A 9,796-nucleotide genomic window follows, 5' to 3' on the forward strand; every position below is an offset into this window, starting at 1 on the left:
TCAACACGATTTCAGGAGCAAGCAGATGGCACTTTGGGGCGGACGGTTCTCGCAGGCAGCAGACCAGCGGTTTAAACAGTTTAATGATTCACTGCGTTTTGATTACCGCCTGGCGGAGCAGGACATTACCGGCTCTGTGGCGTGGTCAAAAGCGCTGGTAACCGTGAACGTTTTAACCTCAACGGAACAGCAGCAGCTTGAAGCGGCGCTGAACGAGCTGCTGGCGGACGTACGCGCGAATCCGTCACAGATCCTGGAAAGCGATGCAGAAGATATTCACAGCTGGGTCGAGGGCAAGCTGATCGATAAGGTCGGGGCGCTGGGTAAAAAGCTGCATACCGGACGCAGCCGTAACGATCAGGTTGCCACCGATCTGAAGCTCTGGTGCAAAGAGCAGGTTGCCCTGCTGCTGGACGCGACGCGTCAGCTGCAGAGCGCGCTGGTGGCGACGGCAGAAGCGAATCAGGATGCCGTCATGCCGGGCTATACGCATCTGCAGCGCGCGCAGCCGGTTACATTCGCCCACTGGTGTCTGGCGTATACCGAAATGCTGGCGCGCGATGAGAGCCGTCTGCAGGATACGCTGAAGCGGCTGGATGTCAGCCCGCTGGGCTGTGGTGCGCTGGCCGGTACCGCTTATGAGATTGACCGCGAGCAGCTGGCAGGCTGGCTCGGTTTTGCTTCGGCAACGCGTAACAGCCTGGATACCGTATCCGATCGCGATCATGTGCTGGAGCTGCTCTCCGACGCGTCAATTGGCATGGTGCATCTGTCGCGCTTTGCAGAAGACCTGATTTTCTTTAACACGGGCGAGGCGGGCTTCGTCGAGCTGTCTGATAAAGTCACCTCAGGTTCATCGCTGATGCCGCAGAAGAAAAACCCGGATGCGCTGGAGCTGATTCGCGGTAAATGCGGCCGTGTCCAGGGCGCACTGACCGGCATGATGATGACGCTGAAAGGCCTGCCGCTGGCCTACAACAAAGATATGCAGGAAGATAAAGAAGGGCTGTTTGACGCGCTGGATACCTGGCTCGACTGTCTGCATATGTCAGTGCTGGTTCTGGATGGTATTCAGGTTAAACGTCCGCGTTGTCAGGAAGCGGCTGAACAGGGCTACGCCAATGCCACTGAGCTGGCAGACTATCTGGTCGCGAAAGGCGTGCCGTTCCGCGAGGCGCATCATATTGTGGGAGAAGCGGTCGTCGCGGCTATCCAGCAGGGTGTGGCGCTGGAAGCGCTGAGTCTGGCTCAGCTGAAGCAGTTCAGTGACGTCATCGAAGAGGATGTCTATCCGGTGCTTTCGCTGCAGTCCTGCCTCGACAAGCGTAACGCGCGCGGTGGTGTTGCGCCGCAGCAGGTAGCCCAGGCGATTCGCGAAGCACAGGCGCGTCTGCAATAGCCGCTCCCGGACGCTGGCCGGTTTGATACGCCATAAAAAAAGCGGGCTTTATAAAAAGCCCGCCAACCTCTGGCTTCGGAATTGCATATTTTTATAGGCACATCATCAGCGTACCGGCACTCCCCGCCAGCACAGTGATTGGGTTCAGCAAAACAGATTTGCTGCGTAAAAAGCGTTTTTCATAAAAGCGTTCAGCCCCGGCACATGTTCAGCAAATAAATAAATTTCTCTACAAATGCATGGGCTTAAATCAGTGAGCGCTATTATTCCCGTGCATAGCTTGATAGGGCCAATCGTTCGTTGCTATTCTATCTATCGCCACGGGCTATCGTGGTTTGGAGGATATTAATGAACATTCGCGATCTCGAGTATCTGGTTTCACTTGCGGAACACCGCCATTTCCGTCGCGCTGCTGATGCCTGTCATGTCAGTCAGCCGACCCTGAGCGGACAGATCCGCAAGCTGGAAGATGAACTGGGCGTCATGCTGCTGGAACGTACCAGCCGTAAAGTGCTGTTCACCCAGGCAGGATTACTGCTGGTTGATCAGGCGCGAACCGTACTGCGTGAGGTTAAGGTGCTGAAAGAGATGGCCAGCCAGCAGGGTGAAGCGATGTCCGGACCGCTGCATATCGGACTGATCCCCACGACCGGCCCCTATCTGCTGCCCAATATTATTCCTATGCTGCATCAGACTTTCCCGAAGCTGGAGATGTATCTGCATGAAGCACAGACTCAGCAGCTGCTGGCACAGCTCGACAGCGGGAAACTTGACTGCGCTATTCTGGCGCTGGTTAAAGAGAGTGAAGCCTTTATTGAAGTGCCGCTGTTTGATGAGCCCATGAAGCTGGCGATCTACAAAGATCACCCGTGGCACGATCGCGATCGCGTGCCGATGTCCGATCTGGCGGGTGAAAAACTGCTGATGCTGGAAGATGGTCACTGCCTGCGCGACCAGGCGATGGGCTTCTGCTTTGAGGCGGGTGCGGACGAAGATACCCATTTTCGCGCCACCAGCCTGGAAACGCTGCGTAATATGGTGGCGGCCGGCAGCGGCATTACGCTACTGCCTTCACTGGCGGTGCCTAAAGAGCGCGTGCGCGATGGTGTCTGCTATCTGCCCTGTTATAAACCGGTACCGCAGCGCACTATCGCGCTGGTTTACCGGCCAGGTTCGCCTCTGCGCAGCCGCTATGAGCAGCTGGCAGAAGCAATCAAAACCCATATGCAGGGCCATTTTGACGCCGCGTTAAAACAGGCGGTTTAATCCGTTCAGCGCGGCTACACGATAGGCTTCAGCCATGGTGGGGTAGTTAAAGGTGGTATTCACGAAGTACTCAATCGTGTTACCGCCGTTTTTCTGCTCCATAATGGCCTGCCCGATGTGAATAATCTCCGCCGCGCGCTCACCAAAGCAGTGGATCCCCAGAATCTCTTTTGTCTCGCGGTGAAACAGGATTTTCAGGCTGCCGACGTGCATGCCAACAATCTGCGCGCGTGCCAGATGCTTAAACTGCGCACGGCCCACTTCATAAGGCACTTTCATCGCGGTCAGCTGCTGCTCTGTTTTTCCTACCGAGCTGATTTCAGGAATGGTGTAGATACCGGTCGGAATATCTTCGATCAGATGCGCACTCGCTTCACCTTTGATGATCGCCTGAGCGGCAATACGCCCCTGATCGTAGGCGGCGGAAGCCAGGCTTGGATAGCCAATCACATCACCCACGGCATAAATGTGCGGCTGCGCGGTCTGATACATACTGTTGACTTTGAGCAGGCCGCGTCCATCCGCTTCCAGACCTACATTCTCCAGCGAAAGCGAGTCGGTGTTTCCGGTGCGGCCGTTCGCATACAGCAGACAATCCGCTTTGACCTTTTTGCCTGACTTCAGGTGCATGATCACGCCATCGCTGACGCCTTCAATCTTCTCAAACTCTTCGTTGTGACGGATCACTACACCGCTGTTCCAGAAGTGGTAAGAGAGGGAATCGGACATCTCCTGATCGAGAAACGCCAGCAGGCGATCGCGGGTGTTGATGAGATCGACCTTGACGTTAAGACCGCGGAAGATAGAGGCGTATTCGCAACCAATCACGCCGGCACCATAGATAATCACATGACCCGGTTCATGATGCAGGTTCAGGATAGAGTCGGAATCGTAGATGCGCGGGTGTGTAAAGTCGACGTCGGCCGGGTGATAGGGACGTGAGCCGCAGGCAATGACAAATTTTTCTGCCGTAAGCTGCTCGCGGGTGCCATCAGGCTGCTCCACCTCTATCGTGTTGGCATCAACAAAATGCGCGTCGCCCTGATAGAGTTCACAGCGGTTACGCTCATAAAAGCCCTGGCGCATGGCAGTCTGCTGACTGATAACATTTTCGGTGTGGTTAAGGATGTCAGCGAACGAGGAGCGGAGAAGACGGGTATGATCGCTGTAGAGCGGGTTCTGATTGAATTCAATGATGCGGCTGACGGCATGACGCAGCGCTTTGGAAGGGATGGTTCCCCAGTGTGTACAACCGCCGCCAATGTTGTGGTAGCGTTCGATCACTGCGATGCGCGCTCCCTGCTTGACCAGCCCCATCGCCGCACCTTCGCCGCCCGGACCGGAGCCAATTACAATGGCATCGTAATCGTAAGACTTTTGCATACCAGTACGTCCTATTCTTCTATACATTTTTACAACGAGATTCTAACATCTCGCCGCGCACATCTGAATTCTAACAGTGAAAAATGCAGAAGTTTGACATTCAGTGAGGTTAACAGGCGGTGACAAAGTTTGCCCGGCTGTACGCTGAAAAGTTTGTTATAGTGAGCGCCTGATTACTCACAAGGCCGCAAAAATGGGCGTTCGGGCGCAACAAAAAGAACGTACAAGACGTTCGCTGATTGAAGCTGCATTCAGTCAGCTTAGTGCAGAAAGGAGTTTTGCCAGCCTGAGTTTACGCGAAGTGGCACGTGAAGCCGGCATTGCCCCAACCTCATTCTATCGTCACTTTCGCGATGTGGATGAGCTTGGACTGACCATGGTTGATGAGAGCGGGCTGATGCTGCGCCAGCTGATGCGCCAGGCGCGCCAGCGTATCGCGAAAGGCGGCAGCATCATTAAAACGTCGGTGGCAACCTTTATGGAGTTCATCGGCAACAACCCGAATGCGTTTCGGCTTCTGCTGCGCGAACGTTCCGGCACGTCAGCCGCCTTCCGCGCTGCTGTTGCACGTGAGATCCAGCATTTTATCGCAGAACTGGCTGACTACCTTGAGCTGGAAAGCCGTATGCCGCGCAGCTTTACCGAAGCACAGGCTGAGGCGATGGTGACCATTGTTTTTAGCGCCGGCGCTGAAGCGCTGGATGTCGACTCTGACCAGCGGCGTAAGCTGGAAGAGCGGCTGGTACTGCAGCTGCGTATGATCGCCAAAGGCGCCTACTACTGGTATCGCCGGGAACAAGAGCGGCTGGCCGTGACCCTGGAAATCCCTGAAAAATAACGTGATAAGGATAATGAAATGATTGAGCAGCATCCTCGTGATAAAGGAACGTTATTACTCTCTTTTATCACTGGTTTAGCAATCAACGGCTCCTTTTCGGCGCTGTTCAGTAGCTTTGTGCCGTTTTCCATTTTTCCGCTGATAGCGCTTGGGCTGTCAGCATGGTGCCTGCACCAGCGTTATCTCAATCGCAATATGCCGGACGGCATGCCGTCACTGGCCGCGGCATTTTTTCTGCTGGGCATTCTGGTTTATAGCGCCATGGTGCGCGCAGAATATCCGGATATCGGCTCGAACTTCATTCCTGTCATTCTGATGACGGGACTGGTGTTCTGGATTGGCACGCGCTTCCGCCGCGCCAGAAGCCGGCAGTAAAAAAAACGGGAACCTGCGGGTTCCCGTTTTTTTATGCTTTGCGCGTCAGCAATACGCCGCATTCCATATGGTGGGTGTACGGGAACTGATCGAACAGCGCCAGTCGCTCAATCTGATGCGTGCCTGACAGCGCGGCCAGATTGTCGCACAGAGTCTGCGGGTTACAGGAGATATACAGAATACGCGGATACGCCTGCACCATTTTTACCGTTTCATCATCCAGCCCGCTGCGTGGCGGATCGACAAAAATGGTCTCGCACTGATAGCTGCTGAGATCGATGCCTTCCAGCCGGTTAAAGCTGCGCACGCCGTTCATGGCCTGGGTAAACTCTTCCGCTGCCATACGAATAATCTGTACGTTATCGATCTGATTCACAGTGATATTGTACTGAGCCGACGCCACCGAGGGCTTGGCTATCTCTGTGGCCAGTACGCGGCGGAAATTGCGCGCCAGCGCCAGCGAAAAGTTACCGTTACCGCAGTAAAGCTCCAGCAGGTCGCCACGCGACTGCTGCGTAACATCCAGCGCCCACTCCAGCATCTGAATGTTCATGGCGGCATTAGGCTGGGTAAAGCTGTTTTCCACCTGGCGGTAAATCAGCTCTTTGCCCGCCACCGGCAGACGCTCATCCACGTAGTCGCGATCCAGACAGATTTTGGTTTTGGTCGCGCGTCCAATCAGCTGCACATCAAATCCTTCAGCGCGCAGCTGGTCACGCAGCGTGCTGGCGGCGGCATGCCACTCTTCTTCCAGTTTGCGATGATAAAGCAGGGAGATCACAATCTGGTTGCTCAGCGTGGAGAGATAATCGATCTGGAACAGCTTAAAGCGCAGCACCTGATTATCACGTATCGCTGCCATCAGTCTGGGCATCATCTGATTAATCAGCTCGCTGGCGGCTGGAAAGCTGTCCACGCGAATGCGCTGTTTGGTCGTCTGGTCGAAGATGATGTGATAGAGGTCGTCACCGTCGTGCCAGATGCGAAACTCTGCGCGCATACGGTAGTGACTGACCGGCGATCGGAACACCTCCACGTCAGGCGCGGTGAAAGGGGTCATCATCGTCTGTAAACGGCTGACTTTTTCAGCGAGTTGCGCGTCATACTGGTCAATCGGGAGCTGTTCGGGTGTCATCTTCAATCCTGGTAATAAGCCTGCTTGCCGGGCGATTGTAGGCATTCAACTGCTGATGTCCAGCCCAACCGAACGTCAGAAAGCGGGAGGGGTGGATCGGCGGCGGGCTTAACCGTAGACTGCGGCCGCCGGCCTCATTGAGTTAAAAGGGAATCCAGTGCAAATCTGGAGCTGACGCGCAGCGGTAAAAGAATGTCGTGGTGATCGCCCAGGCAGACACTGTCCTGACGGATGGGAAGTCTTCACCATTTATGGTTCTCAGCCCGAAGACCTGCCGGTGTATCGTCGCAAACGCTGAGATCATCGCGTGCTATCGATCTCAGGCCTGCGGCATCCGGCTCGATCCTTTGGATGCTATAACAATGAAAATAACGTCTGCTTCGCTGTTCGCCCTGAGTGCAACAGCGCTGTCGCTCTGGGCGCCCTCTGGCTATGCCCGGCAAAATGATAATACGCAACTTGTCACCGCTAACCGTTTTCAGCAGCCGGTCAGCAGCGTGCTGGCACCAGGTGAGGTGATCACGCGGGAAGATATCGATCGCTGGCAGGCAAAATCGCTGACGGATGTCATGCGGCGCCTGCCGGGCGTGGATATTGCGCAAAACGGTGGTCCGGGCCAGACCAGTTACATCTATATCCGCGGTGCGGAAGCGCGTCATACGCTGGTGCTGATTGACGGGATCCCGCTGGCGAAGTCGGGGATCACCGGGATCGCTGACTTTAGCCAGATTCCGCTGGCGTTGATTCAGCGTATTGAGCTGATCCGCGGACCACGCTCCGCCGTTTACGGCGCCGATGCCATTGGCGGCGTGGTGAACATCATTACTGAGAACAGCGAGCCAGGCGGGCAGATAACGGCGGGCCTCGGGTCGAATCGCTATCAGGAGTATGATGCGGCGCTGCGACACAAGGTGGACGAGGATACGCTGGTAACCGTAGCGGGAGCCTTTCAGTCGACGCGCGGCTATAACATTCAGCCGCAGTCAGCGTACGCGGTTGATGGCGATCGCGACGGCTTTCGCAGTAAAACATTCTGGGCCGGTGTGAATCACCGTTTCAGCGACAGTTTATCCGCCTTCTTTCGCGGCTACGGCTACGGCAATAATAGTGCGTATGATGCAGGCTATCAGGACGGCAGTGATAAACGGCAGATTTATAATCATACCTATGAAGGCGGTATGAAGTTCAGTGAAGAGCGCTACTCTTCGGAACTGAGCTACAGCTACCAGCGCTATAAAGATTACAACTATGCCAGTACGCTCGGCCTCTATCGTCCGGGCACGTCGCTGGATGATATGAGCCAGCGCAATCTGCAGTGGGGTAACAGTGTTGCCATGGCGCATGGCACACTCAGCGCCGGCATCGACTGGCAGCAGCAGAAACTGGCGTCCAGCGATCGGTTCAGCGCTGACAACTACACGCGTAACAGCACCGGTTACTATCTGACTACGCAGCAGCAGTTCAATACGCTTACGCTGGAAGGTGCGCTGCGCGGTGACAATAACAACCAGTTTGGCTGGAACGGTACGTGGCAGGCAGCGGCGGGATGGGCGTTTATGCCCGATTATCGCCTGATCTTTTCGTATGGCACCGCTTTCCAGGCACCTACACTGGGGCAGATGTATGGGCAGAGCCGTCTGTTTATTGCATCCAATCCCGATCTCCGGGCTGAGAGGTCACATCAGATTGAAACCGGTCTCGAAGGACTCAGCGGTCCGGTCGAATGGCACTTCTACCTTTACCAGAATAAAATCAATAACCTGATCGACTACAGAGCTGACGATAACTTTACTGGCACCTACTACAACGTACAGTCAGCGACGATTAAAGGCGTGGAGTGGAGCGGCAGTGCAGATACCGGTATTTTTACCCACCGTATCACGCTGCAATATATCGATCCGCGCCGCGATGACGATAATGAGGTGCTGGCACACCGTTCCCGCCAGCAATATAAGTATCAGCTGGACTGGACCGCACTGGATATCGACTTTGATCTCGCCTGGCAATATTTTGGTAAAAGCTACAACAACAATACCAACCAGTACGCAGCAACACAGCGTCGCATGCCGGGTTATAGCCTGGTTGATTTCTCAGCTGCGTATCCGGTCACGTCTCATCTGACAGTTCGTGGTAAAATTGCCAATCTGTTGGATAAGGATTATGAGACGGTTTATGGCTATCGCACCCCTGGACGAGAATACTACCTTAGCGCCAGCTACAGCTTCTGATCTCCGTCCCACCGTGCTGGTGTTTGATTCCGGCGTAGGTGGGCTTTCCGTCTATGATGAAGTCCGGCAGCTGCTGCCGGACCTGCACTATCTCTACGCTTTCGATAATGAAGGGTTTCCCTATGGCGAGAAAACGGAAACGTACATTGTTGAACGCGTAGTGGCAGTGGTTACGGCCATTACGCAGCGTTTTCCGCTCGCATTAGTCATCATTGCCTGTAACTCGGCCAGTACCGTCTCTTTACCTGCACTGCGCGAACGCTTTGCGTTTCCGGTCGTCGGCGTGGTGCCGGCAATTAAACCGGCGGCTCGCCTGACACGTAACGGAGTCGTCGGGCTGCTGGCAACGCGGGGAACGGTAAAGCGTCCTTATACCCATGAACTGGTGAAACAGTTTGCCCGGGAGTGCACCATTGAGATGCTGGGGTCTGCTGAGCTGGTGGAACTGGCAGAGGCGAAGCTGCATGGTGAACCGGTATCACTGAATGATGTTCGCCGGGCAGTGCAACCCTGGTTACGTATGAAAGAGCCGCCGGATACGGTCGTGCTGGGCTGCACGCACTTTCCACTGCTGCGCGATGAACTGCAGCAGGTTCTGCCGGATGGAACCCGGCTGGTTGATTCCGGTGCTGCTATAGCCAGGCGTACCGTCTGGCTGCTTGAGCACGAGGCGCCTGATGCGGCTTCTGCTGACAGCAACATCGCGTTTTGCACATCTATAGATGAAGAAGCGGTACAGTTATCCGGCGTTTTACAGCGTTATGGCTTTCCGCTGCTCGAAAAACTGGCAGTTTGAGGCGGTTTCGCTGAAAAAAACAACACTCAGAAAATAATTCAAAATTAGCACTTGTCAGCCCGGAAGAACTCCCTATAATGCGCCTCCACTGACACGGCACAACGGCTTACGAAGCGTCGCGTTAAGCAGGTGGCTTTTACAGCAACCTTCAGAAAAGCAAAAATAAATGCTTGACTGAAAATGCGGAAAGCGTAATATACGCATCCCGCGCCGCTTGAGAAATCGCGGCACTGCTCTTTAACAATTTATCAGACAATCTGTGTGGGCACTCGCAGGATTGATATCAGCGTCTCCGGACGTAAAAAATATCAAGTCTTTGCTGAGTGAACACGTAATTCATTACGAAGTTTAATTCACAGAGCACCGCTTAACGTGT

8 protein-coding genes and 1 riboswitch are annotated in these 9,796 nt (G+C 54.7%); of the genes, 6 read left to right on the top strand and 2 right to left on the bottom strand.

The features are described 5' to 3' along the window. Positions 1–25 precede the first annotated feature (25 nt). Both argH and oxyR read left to right on the top strand, forming a co-directional pair. The gene (gene argH / locus FS690_RS16885; protein WP_039381161.1) at positions 26–1,399 is read left to right on the top strand and encodes an argininosuccinate lyase; all 1,374 of its coding nucleotides are present in this window, start codon (positions 26–28) and stop codon (positions 1,397–1,399) included. A 348-nt stretch (positions 1,400–1,747) separates the two neighbouring features. Continuing rightward, positions 1,748–2,665: a DNA-binding transcriptional regulator OxyR gene (gene oxyR, locus FS690_RS16890; RefSeq protein WP_039381159.1), complete on the top strand. Its 918-nt coding sequence runs from the start codon at positions 1,748–1,750 to the stop codon at positions 2,663–2,665. Here oxyR and sthA read toward each other — a convergent pair. Continuing rightward, positions 2,648–4,048, bottom strand: a complete 1,401-nt coding sequence (gene sthA / locus FS690_RS16895; protein WP_039381156.1) for a Si-specific NAD(P)(+) transhydrogenase — start codon at positions 4,046–4,048, stop codon at positions 2,648–2,650. The two genes, oxyR and sthA, sit on opposite strands and share 18 nt — an antisense overlap. A 193-nt stretch (positions 4,049–4,241) precedes the next feature. Between sthA and fabR the strand changes: the two genes are divergently transcribed. Then, positions 4,242–4,886: an HTH-type transcriptional repressor FabR gene (gene fabR / locus FS690_RS16900; RefSeq protein ID WP_039381154.1), complete on the top strand. Its 645-nt coding sequence runs from the start codon at positions 4,242–4,244 to the stop codon at positions 4,884–4,886. An 18-nt stretch (positions 4,887–4,904) separates the two neighbouring features. Continuing rightward, entirely contained in the window at positions 4,905–5,261 is a 357-nt protein-coding gene (locus FS690_RS16905) for a YijD family membrane protein (protein WP_039381151.1), read from the top strand. Between the two features lie 31 nt (positions 5,262–5,292). Here FS690_RS16905 and trmA read toward each other — a convergent pair whose 3' ends face one another. Continuing rightward, a complete protein-coding gene (trmA, locus tag FS690_RS16910) occupies positions 5,293–6,396 on the bottom strand; it encodes a tRNA (uridine(54)-C5)-methyltransferase TrmA (RefSeq protein ID WP_145339936.1) in 1,104 nt (367 codons plus the stop codon). Positions 6,397–6,508: 112 nt separating this feature from the next. Beyond that, positions 6,509–6,690, top strand: a riboswitch (cobalamin riboswitch). 68 nt (positions 6,691–6,758) lie between these two features. Here trmA and btuB point away from each other — a divergent pair. Both btuB and murI read left to right on the top strand, forming a co-directional pair. Then, entirely contained in the window at positions 6,759–8,624 is a 1,866-nt protein-coding gene (gene btuB / locus FS690_RS16915; protein WP_145339937.1) for a TonB-dependent vitamin B12 receptor BtuB, read from the top strand. Then, entirely contained in the window at positions 8,569–9,420 is an 852-nt protein-coding gene (gene murI / locus FS690_RS16920; RefSeq protein WP_145339938.1) for a glutamate racemase, read from the top strand. Before btuB ends, murI begins: the two co-directional genes overlap by 56 nt. The last annotated feature ends 376 nt before the right edge of the window (positions 9,421–9,796 follow it).

It is taken from the genome of Pantoea sp. PSNIH1 (genome assembly GCF_007680655.1).
Lineage (GTDB): Bacteria > Pseudomonadota > Gammaproteobacteria > Enterobacterales > Enterobacteriaceae > Pantoea > Pantoea eucrina.

Bases quoted from the DNA above. Each gene is read 5' to 3' on its own strand.
- argH (WP_039381161.1), top strand. From the start codon at position 26: ATGGCACTTTGGGGCGGACGGTTCTCGCAGGCAGCAGACCAGCGGTTT.
- oxyR (WP_039381159.1), top strand. From the start codon at position 1,748: ATGAACATTCGCGATCTCGAGTATCTGGTTTCACTTGCGGAACACCGC.
- sthA (WP_039381156.1), bottom strand. From the start codon at position 4,048: ATGCAAAAGTCTTACGATTACGATGCCATTGTAATTGGCTCCGGTCCG.
- fabR (WP_039381154.1), top strand. From the start codon at position 4,242: ATGGGCGTTCGGGCGCAACAAAAAGAACGTACAAGACGTTCGCTGATT.
- FS690_RS16905 (WP_039381151.1), top strand. From the start codon at position 4,905: ATGATTGAGCAGCATCCTCGTGATAAAGGAACGTTATTACTCTCTTTT.
- trmA (WP_145339936.1), bottom strand. From the start codon at position 6,396: ATGACACCCGAACAGCTCCCGATTGACCAGTATGACGCGCAACTCGCT.
- btuB (WP_145339937.1), top strand. From the start codon at position 6,759: ATGAAAATAACGTCTGCTTCGCTGTTCGCCCTGAGTGCAACAGCGCTG.
- murI (WP_145339938.1), top strand. From the start codon at position 8,569: ATGGCTATCGCACCCCTGGACGAGAATACTACCTTAGCGCCAGCTACA.